General features: G+C 64.2%; 17 protein-coding genes. 14 read left to right on the forward strand and 3 right to left on the reverse strand.

Annotated elements, in window-relative coordinates:
- Positions 1-24 precede the first annotated feature (24 nt).
- The 7 genes from lnt (at position 25) to gloA (ending at position 7,790) form a co-directional block, all read left to right on the forward strand.
- On the forward strand, positions 25-1,581 hold the full coding sequence (lnt, locus tag C266_RS24590; protein ID WP_051126565.1) for an apolipoprotein N-acyltransferase: 1,557 nt from the start codon (positions 25-27) through the stop codon (positions 1,579-1,581).
- Between the two features lie 195 nt (positions 1,582-1,776).
- Positions 1,777-2,715, forward strand: coding sequence for a glycine--tRNA ligase subunit alpha (gene glyQ / locus C266_RS24595; RefSeq protein WP_010804017.1), 939 nt, complete (start codon positions 1,777-1,779; stop codon positions 2,713-2,715).
- Entirely contained in the window at positions 2,712-4,829 is a 2,118-nt protein-coding gene (glyS, locus tag C266_RS24600; protein WP_036664331.1) for a glycine--tRNA ligase subunit beta, read from the forward strand. Before glyQ ends, glyS begins: the two co-directional genes overlap by 4 nt.
- A gap of 32 nt (positions 4,830-4,861) precedes the next feature.
- Positions 4,862-5,455: a D-glycero-beta-D-manno-heptose 1,7-bisphosphate 7-phosphatase gene (gene gmhB / locus C266_RS24605; protein WP_010804015.1), complete on the forward strand. Its 594-nt coding sequence runs from the start codon at positions 4,862-4,864 to the stop codon at positions 5,453-5,455.
- Between the two features lie 86 nt (positions 5,456-5,541).
- Positions 5,542-6,327 carry a 1-acyl-sn-glycerol-3-phosphate acyltransferase gene (locus C266_RS24610; protein WP_010804014.1) on the forward strand — a complete coding sequence of 262 codons (786 nt, stop codon included), beginning with the start codon at positions 5,542-5,544 and terminating at the stop codon, positions 6,325-6,327.
- Between the two features lie 84 nt (positions 6,328-6,411).
- Positions 6,412-7,293 carry a M48 family metallopeptidase gene (locus tag C266_RS24615; protein ID WP_010804013.1) on the forward strand — a complete coding sequence of 294 codons (882 nt, stop codon included), beginning with the start codon at positions 6,412-6,414 and terminating at the stop codon, positions 7,291-7,293.
- A gap of 110 nt (positions 7,294-7,403) precedes the next feature.
- Positions 7,404-7,790: a lactoylglutathione lyase gene (gene gloA / locus C266_RS24620; RefSeq protein WP_010804012.1), complete on the forward strand. Its 387-nt coding sequence runs from the start codon at positions 7,404-7,406 to the stop codon at positions 7,788-7,790.
- Between the two features lie 9 nt (positions 7,791-7,799).
- Here gloA and C266_RS24625 read toward each other — a convergent pair whose 3' ends face one another.
- Entirely contained in the window at positions 7,800-8,588 is a 789-nt protein-coding gene (locus C266_RS24625) for a DeoR/GlpR family DNA-binding transcription regulator (protein ID WP_036664333.1), read from the reverse strand.
- Between the two features lie 113 nt (positions 8,589-8,701).
- Between C266_RS24625 and C266_RS24630 the strand changes: the two genes are divergently transcribed.
- Genes C266_RS24630 through C266_RS24655 form a run of 6 tightly spaced genes read left to right on the forward strand, consistent with a single transcriptional unit; the run spans position 8,702 to position 14,252 of the window.
- Positions 8,702-9,358: an HAD family hydrolase gene (locus tag C266_RS24630; RefSeq protein ID WP_010804010.1), complete on the forward strand. Its 657-nt coding sequence runs from the start codon at positions 8,702-8,704 to the stop codon at positions 9,356-9,358.
- A gap of 5 nt (positions 9,359-9,363) precedes the next feature.
- Entirely contained in the window at positions 9,364-10,449 is a 1,086-nt protein-coding gene (locus C266_RS24635; protein ID WP_010804009.1) for an ABC transporter ATP-binding protein, read from the forward strand.
- A 2-nt stretch (positions 10,450-10,451) separates the two neighbouring features.
- The gene (locus C266_RS24640; RefSeq protein WP_036664335.1) at positions 10,452-11,321 is read left to right on the forward strand and encodes a carbohydrate ABC transporter permease; all 870 of its coding nucleotides are present in this window, start codon (positions 10,452-10,454) and stop codon (positions 11,319-11,321) included.
- On the forward strand, positions 11,321-12,163 hold the full coding sequence (locus tag C266_RS24645; protein WP_010804007.1) for a carbohydrate ABC transporter permease: 843 nt from the start codon (positions 11,321-11,323) through the stop codon (positions 12,161-12,163). Before C266_RS24640 ends, C266_RS24645 begins: the two co-directional genes overlap by 1 nt.
- 8 nt (positions 12,164-12,171) lie before the next feature.
- The gene (locus C266_RS24650; protein ID WP_036664516.1) at positions 12,172-13,431 is read left to right on the forward strand and encodes an ABC transporter substrate-binding protein; all 1,260 of its coding nucleotides are present in this window, start codon (positions 12,172-12,174) and stop codon (positions 13,429-13,431) included.
- A gap of 23 nt (positions 13,432-13,454) precedes the next feature.
- The gene (locus C266_RS24655; RefSeq protein WP_010804005.1) at positions 13,455-14,252 is read left to right on the forward strand and encodes a phosphodiesterase; all 798 of its coding nucleotides are present in this window, start codon (positions 13,455-13,457) and stop codon (positions 14,250-14,252) included.
- An 85-nt stretch (positions 14,253-14,337) separates the two neighbouring features.
- Here C266_RS24655 and C266_RS28310 read toward each other — a convergent pair whose 3' ends face one another.
- Positions 14,338-14,775, reverse strand: coding sequence for a rubredoxin (locus tag C266_RS28310; RefSeq protein WP_010804004.1), 438 nt, complete (start codon positions 14,773-14,775; stop codon positions 14,338-14,340).
- A gap of 249 nt (positions 14,776-15,024) precedes the next feature.
- Between C266_RS28310 and C266_RS24665 the strand changes: the two genes are divergently transcribed.
- Positions 15,025-15,915, forward strand: coding sequence for a DMT family transporter (locus C266_RS24665; RefSeq protein ID WP_010804003.1), 891 nt, complete (start codon positions 15,025-15,027; stop codon positions 15,913-15,915).
- Here C266_RS24665 and rsmA read toward each other — a convergent pair.
- Positions 15,890-16,723, reverse strand: a complete 834-nt coding sequence (gene rsmA / locus C266_RS24670; RefSeq protein ID WP_010804002.1) for a 16S rRNA (adenine(1518)-N(6)/adenine(1519)-N(6))-dimethyltransferase RsmA — start codon at positions 16,721-16,723, stop codon at positions 15,890-15,892. The two genes, C266_RS24665 and rsmA, sit on opposite strands and share 26 nt — an antisense overlap.
- Positions 16,724-16,732: the final 9 nt, after the last annotated feature.

Consider the following 16,732-nt stretch of genomic DNA (forward strand, 5'->3'; position numbering starts at 1 on the left):
CCCATCCATCGATCCATGCAGGAAATGACCGTCCACGCGCCCGAGCGGCGCACGTGGCCGGCCTGGCGTGCCCGTGTGCTCGCCGGCCTGGCCGGTATTGCGCAAACGCTGGCCTTCGCACCGCGCGACGTCTGGTGGCTGCAACTGCTCGCCATGGCGGGACTCTTCGCGCTCGTCGAGCGCAGCGCCTCGCGGCGCGATGCCTTCTGGCTCGGCGGTTGCTTCGGTGTCGCGTCGTTCGTATCGGGCATCTGGTGGCTTTACATCAGCATGCACACCTACGGCGGCATGCCCGGCGTCATGGCCGGTGCGGCGGTCGTGCTGTTCTCGATCTACCTCGCGCTCTACCCTGCGTTGGCGACGTTCGTCACTCGTTGGGTCACAGCTACCGGCCCATGGCGTGCGCTGGCGTTCGCAGGGGCCTGGACGCTCGCGGAATGGTTGCGCGGCACCGTGTTCACCGGCTTCCCGTGGCTGTCTCCCGGCTACGCCCATGTCGACGGGCCACTGGCAGGCTTCGCGCCGCTCGTCGGGGTCTACGGCATTGGCGGCCTCGCGGCGCTGGCGGCGGCATGGCTCGCCTGCGCGTTGCTGCCCGTCGCCGTGCCGGGGCGGCCAATACTGCCCATGCGGCGTCTGGCCGCCGTGGTCTGCACGCTGGCGCTGCTCGGCGTGGGCGGCGCGCTCGCCCGCCACGCCTGGACGACGCCCTCGGGCAAACCACTCACCGTGCGACTACTGCAAGGCAATATCGCGCAGGACATGAAGTTCGAGCGCGCCGGGATCGACCACGCCATGGCGCTGTATCGGGACATGATCGTGGCCGCACCGGCCGATCTCATCATCACGCCGGAGACGGCATTCCCCGTGCTGCTCCAAGGCATTCCGCCCGACGTGGCCGGACCGATCCGGGAGTTTGCCGATCGCACCGGCTCGCATGTCGTGCTCGGTGCCGTAGGCGCGACCCTCACCGACCGGGGGCCGACGGATCTGACCAACAGCCTGTTCGGCGTGACGCCGCGCGACGCGACGCTGCATCGCTACGACAAGCATCACCTCGTACCTTTCGGCGAATTCGTCCCTTGGGGCTTTCGCTGGTTCGTCGACATGATGCACATTCCCCTTGGCGACTTCCTGCGAGGCACGGCCACACCGGGCGGCTTCCCGATTCGCGATCAGCGCGTGGCGCTCGACATCTGCTACGAGGACTTGTTCGGCGAGGAAATCGCACAGGCACTGCGCAACATGCCCGAGCCTGCCACGGTGCTCGCCAACGCAACGAACCTTGCGTGGTTCGGCGACACCATCGCCCTCGACCAGCACTTGCAGATCGCGCGCATGCGCACGCTGGAGACGGGGCGGCCGATGCTGCGTGCGACGAACACCGGCACGACGGCGATCATCGATGCCCGAGGTCATGTGCAGGGGCGCCTGCCTGTGATGACGACGGGTGCGCTCACGGGCAAGGTCCAGCCTTACACCGGCCTCACGCCGTATATTCGCTTCGGCAACGGCCCTGCACTGGTGCTCGCACTCGTCGCGCTGGGCCTCGGTCTGGCAATGACACGCCGCTCGCGCTGAGCCGCGCCGGCGCTATCGAAATGACGCAGGGGGACGTGAAAATCCCCCTGTCGCACCACCCAATGGGCACTGACGCCCCATTCGGGTCGAATACCCGCTAAAATTCAACGTTTTAGTTTGCTGGCCGCGCTCGCGGCCGGGCCAGTGAACTGCGCAAAATCCGCATTTTTTCCTGTTCGTCCGCGCGAATTCATCATGCTTACCTTTCAACAAGTCATCCTGACATTGCAGGATTACTGGGACAAGCAAGGCTGTGCGTTGCTCCAGCCTTACGACATGGAGGTCGGCGCCGGTACCTCGCACACTGCCACGTTCCTGCGCGCGATCGGCCCGGAGCCGTGGCGCGCCGCCTATGTGCAGCCGTCACGCCGTCCCAAGGATGGCCGTTACGGTGAGAATCCGAACCGCATGCAGCATTACTACCAGTATCAGGTGGTGCTCAAGCCGGCACCGGAGAACATTCTCGACCTGTACCTGGGTTCACTGCGCGCGCTTGGTCTCGATCTGACCGAAAACGACGTGCGCTTCGTGGAAGACGACTGGGAAAACCCCACACTCGGCGCCTGGGGTCTGGGCTGGGAAGTGTGGCTCAACGGCATGGAAGTGACGCAGTTCACCTACTTCCAGCAAGTGGGCGGTCTGGATTGCAAGCCGGTGCTCGGCGAAATTACCTACGGTATCGAACGTCTGGCCATGTATCTGCAACAGGTCGAGAACGTCTACGACCTCGTGTGGACGGAATGGGAAGAACAGACGGCTGACGGCCCGGTCAAGCGCCGCCTGACCTACGGCGACGTGTTCCATCAGAACGAAGTCGAACAGTCGACGTACAACTTCGAGCAGTCGAACCAGCCGATGTTGTTCGGCTTCTTCGACAACTACGAGAGCGAGGCCAAGCGCCTCATCGAAGCCGAACTGGCGTTGCCGGCCTACGAGATGATTCTCAAGGCGGCGCACACCTTCAACCTGCTCGACGCGCGCGGCGCCATCTCGGTGACCGAACGTGCAGCGTATATCGGCCGTATCCGTGCGCTGTCGCGCCTGATCGCACAGGCCTACTACGCTTCGCGCGAGAAGCTCGGCTTCCCGATGCTGAACGCCCCCGCCGCCAAAAACCAAACGCAAGCCGCATGATGAGCACCGCACAACGCACCCTGCTGGTCGAACTGCTGACCGAAGAACTGCCGCCGAAGGCACTGGCGCGTCTGGGCGACGCGTTCGCCGACGGCATTGCCAATGGCCTGCGCACGCGTGGCCTGACCACCGACGCCAGCGCAGTCACGCCATACGCCACGCCGCGCCGTCTGGCCGTCACGATTTCGAACGTGCTCGAGCGCGCCCCGGACGCGAGCATCCGCGCCAAGGTGCTGCCGGTGTCCGTCGCCCTCGACGCCAACGGCAACCCCACCGCGCCGCTGGCGAAGAAACTCGCCGCCATGGGCTTTGCCGACCTGCCGGTCGCCAGCCTCGAGCGCGCGATGGACGGCAAGGCCGAAGCGTTCTTCCACACCTACACCGCAGCGGGCGCCCGACTGGCCGACGCATTGCAGGCCGCGCTCGACGAAACGCTCGGCAAGCTGCCGATTCCGAAGGTCATGAGCTACCAGCGCCCGGATGGCGAGACGGTGCAGTTCGTGCGCCCGGTGCATGGCCTCCTCGCCCTGCACGGCGACACGCTCGTGCCTGCCACCGCCATCGGCCTGTCCTCGGGCAACAAGACGCTGGGGCATCGCTTCCTGTCGAAGGGTGAAGTCACCATCGCCAGTGCCGACACCTACGCTGATGTGCTGGCAACCGAAGGCAAGGTGCTGGCCAGCTTCACGGGCCGCCGCGACGCGATTCGCACGCAACTGCTTGCGGCCGCAGGCAACGACCACGTAGTGATGCCCGACGCGCTGCTCGATGAAGTGACCGCACTTGTCGAATGGCCCGCGGTCTACGCCTGCCACTTCGAGAAGGAATTCCTGGCTGTGCCGCAGGAATGTCTGATTCTCACGATGCAGACGAACCAGAAGTACTTCGCACTGACCGACAAGCCGCTCGCCGAGGGCGGCCGCCTGACGAACCGCTTCCTGATCGTCTCCAATATCGAGACCGCCCACCCCGAGCAGATCATCACGGGTAACGAGCGTGTGGTGCGCCCGCGTCTCGCAGATGCGAAGTTCTTCTTCGAGCAAGACAAGAAGAAGCCGCTCGCCGATCGCGTGCCGCTACTCGCGAACGTCGTCTATCACAACAAGCTGGGCTCGCAGTTCGAGCGTACGCAGCGTCTGGTGAAGCTGGCCGGCGCCATTGCGCAGATGATCGGTGCCGACGTGGCGCTGGCCGAACGCGGCGCGCTGCTGGCCAAGGCCGATTTGCTGACCGACATGGTGGGCGAGTTCCCGGAACTGCAGGGCACCATGGGCACGTACTACGCGCGTCACGACGGCGAAGCCGACGAGGTCGCCCGTGCGTGCTCTGAGCACTATCAGCCGCGCTTCGCCGGCGACGCCCTGCCCGCCAGCCACACCGGCATCGTCGTAGCGCTGGCCGACAAGCTCGAAACGCTCGTCGGCATCTGGGGTATCGGCCTGCAACCGACCGGTGAGAAAGACCCGTTCGCGCTGCGCCGCCATGCGCTGGGCATCGTGCGTATGCTCATCGAGCGCCGTCTGCCCGTCATGCTGTCCGACCTGCTGGACGTGACCTACAAGCAGTTCACGTCGGGCGTGGCCGGCCCCGAGTATCTGCGCGAGGTCTATCAGTTCGTGCTCGATCGTCTGCGTGGCTATCTGCGCGAGCGTGGCTACGCCGCCAACGAGATCGAGGCAGTGCTGGTGTCGCCGTCGATGCATCTGGATCTGAGCGATCTGATCGAGCGCCTGGAAGCCGTGCGCGCCTTCTCGGCACTGCCCCAGGCCGAAGCGCTCGCCGCCGCGAACAAGCGCATCGGTAACATCCTCAAGAAGACGGCGCCGCCGCCCGATGGCGTGATCGTGCCGTCGTTGTTGATGGAACCGGCCGAGAAGTCGCTCGCCGCCGCGCTCGAGAAAGTCGCCCCGGTCGTGGAACAGAAGTTCGCGGCACGCGAGTACGCGCAGGCCCTCTCGGCGCTGGCCGAATTGCGCGATGCGGTCGACGCGTTCTTCAACGACGTAATGGTGATGGCCGACGACGAGGCGCTGCGCAACAACCGCCTCGCGCTGCTCTGGCACCTGCATGTGCAGATGAACCGCGTGGCCGATCTCTCGAAGCTCGCCGCATAACTGCGGCTTAACGTCCCGGAAGCCCGTTCGCCATGGATTCGCGCAAAGATCGTACCCCCGGCCCCGCCGCCCGCAAGCTCGTGATTCTCGACCGTGACGGCGTCATCAACGCCGACTCGGACCAGTTCATCAAGTCAAAGGACGAGTGGGTGCCGCTGCCCGGCAGTCTCGAGGCGATCGGCCGTCTGAATCAGGCGGGGTACCGGGTCGTAGTGGCGACGAACCAGTCGGGCGTGGGGCGCGGGCTGTTCGACATGGCAACGCTCGGCGCCATGCACGCGAAGATGTCGAAGCTGGCGGCTGCCGCTGGCGGGCGCATCGACGCGGTGTTCTTCTGTCCGCACACCGCCGCCGACGCCTGCGACTGCCGCAAGCCGAAGCCCGGCATGTTCCAGGAAATCGCGCGGCGCTACGAGACGGATCTGACCGGCGTGCCGGCCGTGGGCGACTCGCTGCGCGATTTGCAGGCCGCCGCCGCAGTGGGCGCGAAACCGCATCTGGTGCTCACCGGCAAGGGCAAGAAAACGCTCGCCGCCGGCAATCTGCCCGAAGGCACACGGGTGCACGACAGCCTGCAAGCCTTCGTGAACGACCTGCTCGCCGAAGAGAACGCCAAGAGCGCATAAGTGGCGCTCGCCCGCCACATGACCCAGGACACGCGTCAAAACGCGTAGGACAATCGCTCCGGCACCCCACCCCAGGCCAAAACCCGATGCTGCAATTTCGTTCGATTCTCTTCTTCATCTTCCTGATCGTCTGGACGATTCCGTACGCCATCGCGTGCATCGTGTCCTTTCCGTTCCTGTCGCGCGTGCAGCGTTACTGGTTCGCGGCGGGCTGGTGCAAAGTCGTGATTCGCGTGGGCGACAAGCTGTGCGGGATGCGTTACCGGGTCATTGGCTGGGAGAACCTGCCCGACCGCCCCGCGATCATCCTGTCGAAACATCAGTCGGCCTGGGAGACGGTCGCACTGCCCGCGCTCATGCCTCGCCCGCTGTGCTACGTATTCAAGCGCGAGCTGCTCTACGTACCGTTCTTCGGCTGGGCGCTGGGTCTGCTCAGCATGATTCACATCAACCGCAGCAAGGGCACCGACGCCTTTCAGTCGGTCGTCGCACAAGGCCGCGAGCGTCTGGCGGAGGGTTCGTGGATCATCATGTTCCCGGAAGGCACGCGTACGAAGACCGGTTCGCGCAACAAGTACAAGTCGGGCGGCGCCCGGCTCGCAGCAACGACCGGCGCGCCCGTCGTGCCCATCGCGCACAATGCCGGACGTGTCTGGCCGCGCAACTCGTTCAAGAAGTACCCGGGCGAAGTGATCGTATCGATCGGGCCGGTCATTGAAACGGCGGGCCGCACACCCGAAGCCGTCAACGCCGACGTGGCCGAATGGATCGAACGCGAAATGGTGCGCATCGACCCGGACGCCTACACATCGAAGCCGAGAGCGAACGCGTCCCCCTCGGCCGACAAGCCCGACGCCTCACCCCGGACCTGACCCGCACGCCGAGACCGTCTCATGTCGAAAGTCCAACCCGCTACCCGCGACATCCGCTCCCGGCATGAGACACCTGCTCCCCAGATGGAACTCGATCTGTTCGGCAACCCCGCCGCCGAAGCCAATGGCGTGGCCACCGATGCCCCCGGCCCGTCCGCGGCATTAAGCCCATCGGTGGCAGACACGAACACGCTGCAAGCCGCCCCGCCGGGCAGCACCACCGGCCCGCGCCGGACACCCGCCAACGGCGAACGCGTGATCGTGCTCGACGGCCATGCGATCTATTACCGCTTCAAGCGCTCCTCGCGCCGGACCATCGGGTTCATGATCGACGAATCGGGGCTCGCCGTGACCGCCCCGCGCTGGGTCACGCTTGCCGATGTGGAAGCCGCCATCGTCGAGAAGAAGCGCTGGATCTTCAACAAGATCACCGAGTTTCGCGAGCGCGCTGCACGTCGTGTGGTGCCACGCGTGACCTGGATCGACGGCGCCACGCTGCCGTACCTCGGCCACACGCTGACCGTGCGGCTTGGCGAACGAGCGGGCGCCGCGCAATACGACATTCATACACACACGCTGTGGCTCGAACTGCCGCCACAGGCCGCGCCGGAACAAATGCGCGACCGCGTGCAGGGCTGGCTGCAACAGGAAGCGCGCAAGCTCTTCACGACACGGCTGGAAGTCTACGGCGAGCGGCTTGGTGTGCGCTATTCGGCGTTGGGGCTGTCGTCGGCATCGACTCGCTGGGGCAGTTGCAGTGCCGACGGGCGCATTCGCCTGAACTGGCGCCTGATCCATTTCCCGCTCGGCGTGATCGATTACGTCGTCGCGCACGAGTTGGCGCACTTGAAGGAAATGAACCACGGGCCTCGTTTCTGGCAGGCCGTGGCGTCGATCTTTCCGGAATTCGAGGCGGCGCGCGATACCCTCAAGTCGCACGCTCCCGAGTGGCTGCCGGAATTCTGAGCGAACACCGATTCTGATTATCAGAATTTCTCAACGCCACATGAACACGGCTCATTTTCATGGACGCGGGTACAATCGAGGTCTCGTTGTCCCCACACGTTAATCACACCATGCGAATGCTCCATACCATGCTGCGCGTCGGCGACCTGCAGCGCTCGATCGATTTCTACACGCGCGTGCTCGGCATGCAACTGCTGCGTCAGAGCGAGAACCCTGAGTACAAGTACACGCTGGCGTTCGTCGGCTACGGCGCCGAGTCGGAGAACACCGTGCTCGAACTGACCTACAACTGGGGCGTGGAAAAGTACGAAATCGGCACCGCGTTCGGCCATCTGGCCGTCGAAGTCGATGACGCCTATCAAGCCTGCGACAAGATTCGCGCGGCCGGCGGGAAAATCAGCCGTGAAGCCGGGCCGGTCAAGGGCGGCACCACGATCATCGCCTTCGTGGAAGATCCGGATGGCTACAAGATCGAACTGATACAAAAACAGCATTAACAGTTGGATTTAGAGCCCCTCGACGACGACCACATCTACCCCTTGTTCACGAATGGCTTGCAGGACTTCCTGATCGGCCAGTTCGTCGGTGACTAGACGATGAACCCGTGTCCAGCCACCAATCAGGAAGCTGGCGAACGCCTGAAATTTTGTGTGGTCGGCCAACACGGTCACCTGTCGGGCGGCATCCATGAATGCGCGGTTCATATTGGCGTCCTCCGAATCGCGCATGTAGATACCTTCAGTCGATATTGCATGCACACCAAGGAACGCCTCGCGCACCTGGAGGTGTGAAAAGCCCTCTACGCCAGGGTGCTCGATGGTGGCCTGCTTACGCTCGTCCAGCCGCCCGGCCAGGACATACACACTGGTCCGCACGCCCTGGCCCAAAGTGCTGGCCACGGTCAGACCGTTGGTGATGACGTGCAGGTCCTGGTGCCCGCGCAGCGCCTGCGCCAACGCCTGTGCGGTCGTGCCGGCGTTGATCAGAATGTTGTCGCCATCGCTGACGAACTGCGCGGCGCATTCGGCGATGGCGGCCTTTTCCTGTGACTGCTGATGGTTGCGCTCACCGTAGTTGTACATCTCGTAGCGCGCCGAGCCTTCGGCGAAAACCTCATGAGTCGCAATCGCACCGCCGTGGGTGCGCTCAAGCAGGCCGCGCTCGCCCAACTCGATCAGGTCGCGTCGGATGGTGATGGGCGACGTGGCAAAGGCCTTGGCCAGATCTTTCACAGTGACAGATGCCGCCTCTTGCATGCGCGCCAGGATTCGTTGGTGTCGTTCAGCTTTGATCATTCGGCCCTCGCTCGGTGGGTGCTATTGTGATTCAAAAACCATGATCGATCAAATGAAGATCGAAAATGATCGTTGTCACATAAATTTCATGATCTATTCGTACATTTTCGATCATGAAATTCGAAATCCCCTACAAGGCCGCCATTTTCGACCTGGATGGCACGCTGATTGACAGCTGGCCCAGCCTCGTTGCCACACTGCATGCCCACCTACCCGGCCAACCCCTCGACCTGCGACGGCTGAAGCAGGAACTAAGCGCGGGCATCGCCCCCATGTTCGCGCTGGCGATGGCACAAGCGGCGATCTCCACCGAGCAACAGGCGCGTGAACACGCGCAGCTGCTAGCCCGCTATCTGAACGACTTTTTGCTCGACGCGTCGCTGTACCCCGGCGTGCCGGAGCTGCTGACACAAGTGCAGGCGGCTGGCGCACGTATCGGCATCTGCACCAATCGCGATCGCGCCAGCGCCCTGCGGCTGCTACGGCACCACGGCCTGGACGCCGCCGTCGACGCGCTGATCTGTCTGGGAGACACAGCGCACCCCAAGCCCCACCCGCAACCGCTGCACGCCTGCCTGGCGCAACTCTCGACCTCACCAGGCGAGACACTGTTCGTGGGCGATTCGTGCATCGACGCACAATGCGCGCACGCGGCGGGCGTGCCCTTCGCCGCGCACCTGTGCGGCTATCACCGGCACCTGAACGAGTTGTCACCTGCGGCGCTGCGCTTCGAGTCCTTCACACAACTGGCCCGGCTGCTGGGCTGCTGACCGCCATGCCACACATCGACATCCAAGGCATCACCAAACGCTACGGCGACGCAACGGTTCTGGACGGGCTGGATCTGCATATCCGCAATGGCGAATTCCTGACGCTGCTGGGGGCTTCCGGGTGCGGCAAGTCCACGCTGCTGCGGCTTCTGGCCGGGCTGGATCTGCCCGACAGTGGCGACATCCGGCGCAACCATCAGAGCATCCTGGCGCAAACGCCATCCGAGCGCGACTGCGCGATGGTGTTCCAGTCGTACGCGTTGTATCCGCACATGACCGTGGGCGCCAACATCTGCACGCCGCTGTTGATGCGTCAGCTCTCGTTCTGGCAGCGGCTGCCGCTCGTACGGCACGCTAGCCCCGCCGTGCGCCGCACACATACGCAGGTGGAGCAAAGCGGACGCAAAGTGGCCCAGACCCTGGGCATCGACCACCTCTGGGAGCGCAAGCCCGCACAACTCTCGGGCGGTCAGCGCCAGCGCGTCGCGCTGGCGCGCGCGATGGTGCGCAGTCCTTCGCTGTTCCTGTTCGACGAACCGCTGTCCAACCTCGATGCCAACCTCCGCCAGTCGCTGCGCGGCGAAATCCGTGCGCTGCACCGCCAACTGGGGGTGACCTTCGTGTACGTCACGCACGACCAGCACGAGGCGATGTCCATGTCCGATCGCGTAGCGGTCATGAAGAACGGACGCATCCTGCAACTCGACACCCCGGAGGCGCTGTTCCAGCGCCCGGTCAGCAAGGAGGTGGCCCGTTTCGTCGGATCGCCACGGATCAATATCTTGTCGCTGAGATCGCTGCCGGAGGGTACCGCCCAAGCCACGCCCGCTCCGGCCGTGGAGGTGGGCGTGCGCCCGCACCAGTTCCTGTGGCACGCCGCCAGCGGGGCGTGGCCCGTGAAGGTACGCGTGCAATCGGTGGAGTACGCGGGCAGCGAGAAAGTCGTGGCCGCGCGCACGGCAAGCGAGGAAGAAATCACGGTGGTGGCTGACGCGATGCAGCCCGTGCGCGAGGGCGATGCGACGACGCTATATATTCCCCCGTCGCAGGCCGTTTTCTTCGACGCGCAAGGCCGCCGCGTGGAGGCATGAGCATGTCAGTGCCCCGCCTGCAAACCTCCCTGATGCTGCTGCCCAGTCTGGCGCTGACCGCCTTGCTACTGCTCGCCCCCATGGGCATCGTGGCCGTGATGTCGCTGACCGACTGGCAGTTCGGCGCCAGCCACTTCGACTGGATCGGCCTGCATAACTACCGTGAGCTGTGGGATGACCCGGGCTTTCGCAAGGCGTTCCGCAACACGGTCTACTACCTCGTCTGGGTATCGCTCGGCGCCATCGCCATCGGCCTGCTCAGCGCCTTGCTGATCGAAGCCCACACCAGCCTGCGCGGCTTCTACCGCACCGCCCTGTTCCTGCCCGTGGCTTCCACGCTGATCGGCATGGCCGTGGTCTGGCAGTTCATGCTGCACCCCACGCTGGGCCTGCTCAACCGATTGCTCGGCTTAGCGGGCCTCGGGCCGTACAACTGGCTGCGGGACTACGACCTGGCGCTGCCCACGCTGGCGGCGATCGGCATCTGGCAGATGTCGGGCCTGGCCATGGTGATGTTCCTTGCAGGCCTCAAGGCCATTCCGCCGGAGCTGCGCCACGCCGCCTTGCTCGACGGCATGTCGAATCCGGTGGACCGCCTGTTCCGGCTGCTGCTGCCGCTGCTCGGTCCAACGATGCTGTTCGTCGTCACGGTGTGCGCCATTCGCGCGCTGCAAGTGTTCGACACCGTGCACGTGCTCACACAGGGCGGCCCCAACAAGGCCACCGATGTGCTGCTGCACAGCATCTATGCCGAAGGCTTCGGCTTTTTCAGGATGGGCTACGCCTCCGCCATGACGGTGGTCTTCGTGGCCTGCATCTTCCTGCTCACCCTGGTGCAGCACAGGGGCATGGAAAAAAGGACCCACTACTGATGCGCTCCCCTCTCGCCCCCTCGCTGGCAGGCCGCTGCGTGCGTCATGCCTTGCTGATGACGCTGGCCCTGCTGTACCTGCTGCCCTTCGTGTGGATGGTATCCATCTCGCTCAAGCCCGCCAGCGAGATTTTCGATGCCGGCTTGCGGCTATTGCCGCATGACTGGGCCGCCTGGGAGAACTACCGCGCCGCGCTCACCCGCGTGCCGCTGCTGCGCTACCTGTTCAACGGCGTGGTGGTGTGCCTTGGCATACTGGCCGCGCAAATCGTGCTGGCTTTCCCCGCCGCCTACTGCTTTGCCAAGCTGCGCTTTCGCGGCAGCCGCCTCGCCTGGGGGCTGGTGATGCTGTCGTTGATGGTGCCGTTCCAGGCAACGGCAATCCCGCTGTACGTCTTCCTGTACCACCTGGGGCTGCTGGACAGCCGCGCGGCACTGATCATTCCGTTCGTCGCATCAGCCTTCGGCATCTTCATGTTCCGTCAGGCCATCAAGGGTGTCCCCGACGACCTGATCCACGCCGCGCGGCTCGACGGCATGGGCGAGTTCGAGCTGGTGTGGCGCGTGGTCCTGCCCGCGTGCATGCCGTCGGTCGTGGCCTTCTCCATCTTTTCGGTCGTGTGGCACTGGAACGACTATTTCTGGCCGCTGCTGGTTATCAGTACCCAGGACCTGGCCACGCCGCCGCTGGGGGCCATGTTCTTCGCCAACGAGGATGCCGGCAGCGACTACGGCCCCCTGATGGCGGGCACCGTGATGATCACGATTCCGCTGGTTGTGTTTTTCCTGTTCGCGCAAAAGCGCTTTATCGAAGGCGTCACTTTTGCGGGCGTCAAAGCTTGAAGGAGTTGATGATGAAACTGAAATTCGCCGCCGCCATCCTCGGCGCGCTGTCCCTGCTGAGCGTGGCTCATGCCGCCAAGGTCGAGCTGATCGTGGACTATCCGTACCCGGAGCTGTTCAACGACACGCAGCATGCCATCGCCCGGAAGTTCTCCGAGAAGTTCCCCGACTACACGGTCAAGTTCCGCTCTCCCACGCCTGAATACGAAGTGGCTGCCCAGCAGGCGCTGCGCCACGCGGTCACCAAGCAGTTGGCGGATGTCTCGTTCCAGGGATTGAACCGGCAGCGCATCTTCGTGGATCGCGGCATCGCCGTCGATCTGACGCCCTTCATCCGGCAGGAGAAGCACTGGGAGCAAAGCGGCTACAGCGCCTCCCTGCTGGCACTCGGGCAGATCCAGGGTAAGCAGGCCGGCATCGGGTTCGCACTGTCCACGCCCATCGTCTACTACAACATGGACTTGCTGGGCAAAGCCGGGACGACCGCGGCGCAGTTGCCCAAGACCTGGGACGACATCCTGCGCGTGTCGGACGCATCGCGCAAAGCCACTGCCGGCACCAGCGGCCTGTACTTCGACTGGCGCATCTCCGGCAACTGGCTGTGGCAATCGCTGGTGTACTCGATGGGCGGCAAGATACTGGACGCGTCGGAAAAGAAGGTGGCGTTCGACGATGCCACCGGTCAGCGCGCGATGGCGCTGATGGGGCGCATGGCGCAGGGCGGCACCATGGACAACATCAGCTACAAGGAGGCTTCGCAGATGTTCGTCTCGGGCCGCCTGGCAGTGCTGGTCACGTCCACATCGCGCCTGAGTCAGATCGAAAAGCTGATCGGCAACCGCTTCAAGCTGGCGACCGGCCTGTTCCCTGTGCCCGCCCAGAACGGCCGCGTACCCGCAGGCGGCAACGTCGCCATGATGTTCACGCGTGATCCCGAACGCCAGAAAGCCGCGTGGGAGTTCATTAAATTCGCCACCGGGCCCGAAGGCGCCACCATCATGACGAAGAACACCGGCTACTTCCCCGCCAACACCCTGCCCATCAACGACCCGGCCCGCCTGAAGGGCTACTACGACCAGAACCCCAATCAGTACACCGCCGTCAGGCAGATTCCCTTGTTGACCGGCTGGTATGCCTTCCCTGGCGAAAACGGCCTGAAGATCACCGATGTGATCGACAACCACACGCAGACGGTGTTCGACCGCTCCGCCACGCCTGCGGACGCGCTCAAGGCCATGGCCGCCGACGTGCAAAAGCTCCTCGACTGATCCCGCCCGGAGAACCTGCTGACATGACCCGCTTCGACAAATACATCCACCTGACCGACACGCACCTCGTCAAGGACGCCGGCGCGCTGTACGGGCTTGATCCCAAGCTGCGCCTGCAGCAGGCCGTGGAGCACATCAACGTCCACCATGCCGATGCTCGTGCCGTCTTCATCACCGGGGATCTGACCCACTACGGGCACGACAACGCCTACGAGCATTTGCGCGAATGCCTCGCGGCGCTGCCCATGCCGGTCTACCCCATCCTCGGCAACCACGACAGCCGCACCAACTTCGTGCGCCACTTCCCGCACATCCCGCGCGATGCCAACGGGTTCGTGCAATACGCCGTCCCGCTGGAGCGGCACACCGCCCTCTTCCTGGACACTAACGAGCCGGGCGTGCACTGGGGCGTGTTTTGCGAGCAGCGCGCGCAGTGGCTCAGGGCCGCGCTGAAGGACGCGGACAAGCCCGTGCTGCTGTTCATGCACCACCCGTTCTTCCCGATCGGCATTACGAGCATGGACGACATCTCCCTGCGCGACACCGGTCCGTTCGAGGCCGCCATCGACGGCTTCGAGTCGCGTATCGCCCATTGCTTCTTCGGCCACATCCACCGCCCGATCTTCGGCACCTTCCGAGGCATGCCCTACTCCACGCTGCGCAGCACCAACCACCATGTCGCGCTGCAACTGCAAGCCCCATCGCTAAACATCGTGGGAAAGAACGAGAACCCGCAATACGGCGTGCTGCTGCTGCGCGAAGGGCAGGTACTGCTGCATCTGGAAGACTATCTGGACACTAGCCCGAACTACGTGCTGTGATTTTCGGCAAGCCTCGGCGGCGCCGCAGAGGGCGCCGCGTGGCGCCGTTTTCGGTCCAGCGAACCGGCACGAGGCTGTCGAAACCTCAGAACTCCACCATCGCGAAATCTTCCTTACCGACGTCGCACAGCGGGCAACGCCAGTCTTGCGGCACATCTTCCCAGCGGGTTCCCGGCGCGATGCCATCTTCGGGATAGCCCTGCGCTTCGTCGTAAATCCAGCCGCAGATCACGCAAACCCATTGCCGTGACGCCGTGCCCCGTTCATCGCTCGACGCCGACACGACGTCATCGCCCCGGGGGCTCTCGGCCTGTCGGGCGGCCGCCGGATCTTGCAACGTGAATACCAGCGGCGATTCTGTGCCACAGGCGTCGCTCGTCGGACGGCTCAAATGCGATTGCAGGGCAGCAAGCAACGCTTGCGCTTCGTCGCGGCTGAGGTCGATCCAGTACGGATCGCCAGCCAGATCATTGAGTCGCGACGGGGAAAACTGAAGTTCGACGGCAGAGCCTTTCTTGTACATACGAGATGCGGCGATGAATGACGACAGGGCAAGCAGAGGCGGACGCAATCGTCCGCGCGGAGCATTGTATCGGCACGGCGACGCGCAATAAACCCTTAAAATGGGGAGACATTGTGCCGAACGACGAAACAATACCTATCGAATTACCCATGTTGCCCGCACCAGAATGCGGCGTGCAGCCGCGGTATCGGTGACAATGGGCGGCATTGCGTACTGCACGCACAATACATCGCTATCCTAAACAATTCCATGAAAACCACGGCACACCCGATCGATGCCACAGCGCTCGCCATCATGCTGGTCTTGTGTGCGATATGGGGTGGCCAGCAGGTTGCCGTCAAACTGGCCGCGCCTGTCGTGCCCGTCGTGCTGCAAGCGGGCTTGCGCTCCCTGATTGCGACAGTGCTCGTGGGCGGATGGATGCTGTGGCGCCGTCAGAAGCTGGTGACGGGCGACGGCACGTTGCCCGCAGGCATTCTCGCCGGTGTACTTTTTTCGCTGGAATTCCTTTGCATCTTCGTCGGCCTGACGCATACGACCGCCTCGCGCATGGCCGTCTTCGTCTACTCGGCCCCTTGCTTCACCGCCATCGGCTTGCACTGGACGGTGCCAAGCGAGCGTCTGCGGCCGATGCAATGGCTCGGCATGGCCGCCGCCTTCTGCGGCATCGTGGTGGCGTTCTCCGACGGCAGCGGCTCAGACCTTGCGACGACCTGGCCCGGCGACCTGCTCGGCATCGCGGCGGGGTTGCTCTGGGGATTGACGACGGTGGTCGTGCGGGCGTCGCGCCTGGCGACGGCAGCACCGTCGAAGACGCTGCTCTATCAGCTCGCCGTCTCGGCCGTGATGCTTTGCGCGCTGGCGCTGGCGACAGGGAACGTCCATATCGCCCCGATGACGACCACGGCGTGGGTCAGCCTCGCCTATCAGTCCGTCGGCGTGGCTTTTGCGAGCTATCTGATCTGGTTCTGGATGCTCACGCACTACAGCGCCGCCCGCCTCGCGTCGTTCTCGTTCCTGAGCCCGCTCTTCGGCGTGACGTTTGGCGTGCTGATTCTCGGCGAATCGGTCGGATGGCGCTTTGGGTGCGCCGTCGTCCTTGTATTCGCCGGGATCAGCCTTGTGAACCGGCGCCGCTGATCGCGCGCGAAAGGCTCACGTACTCATCGACCGGGACATCCTCGGCGCGGCGGGTGAGATCGAACCCGAGTGCGTCGAAATCGACCCGGTCGCGATAGCTGTGCAGCGTGTTGCGCAGCATCTTTCGGCGCTGTGAGAATGCCTGCGCGACGACCGCTTCGAACACGTCCAGATCGACCTGCGGCAGATCGGCCACCGCACGCGGAATCATCCGCACGACGGCCGAATCGACCTTCGGCGGCGGATTGAAGGCGTCGGGCGGCACGTCGAGCACCTTGTCCATCCAGTAGCGATACTGAAGCATGACGGAGAGCCGGCTGTAGTTGCTCGACCCGGCGGGCGCCACCATACGTTCGACCACTTCGTTCTGGAGCATGAAGTGCTGATCGCGCACGAGCGTTGCGTAACGCATCAGGTGAAAGAGCAACGGGCTCGAGATGTTGTACGGCAAGTTGCCGACAATGCGCAGCGGGGCTTCGTCACGGCGGTCTTCCGGGACGAGCGATCCGAAATCGAAATCGAGCGCGTCGCCCGCATGCACGCTCACGCGCTCACCGAACTTTCGCGAGAGACGGCCAACCAGATCGCGGTCGAGTTCGACGACGTGCAGATGTGTCAGCCACTCGGTAAGCGGCGTCGTCAGGGCGCCCAGCCCCGGCCCGATCTCGACCATCAAGTCGTCGGCGCGCGGGGAGATGGCACTCACGATCGCGTCGATCACGCCCATGTCGACGAGAAAATTCTGACCAAAACGTTTGCGCGCCACGTGGCCCTGTTGGACGCCCGTGCGCTTCGATGCGCTACTCATGTGAAATTC

This window comes from Pandoraea sp. SD6-2 (genome assembly GCF_000389825.1).
GTDB lineage: Bacteria > Pseudomonadota > Gammaproteobacteria > Burkholderiales > Burkholderiaceae > Pandoraea > Pandoraea communis.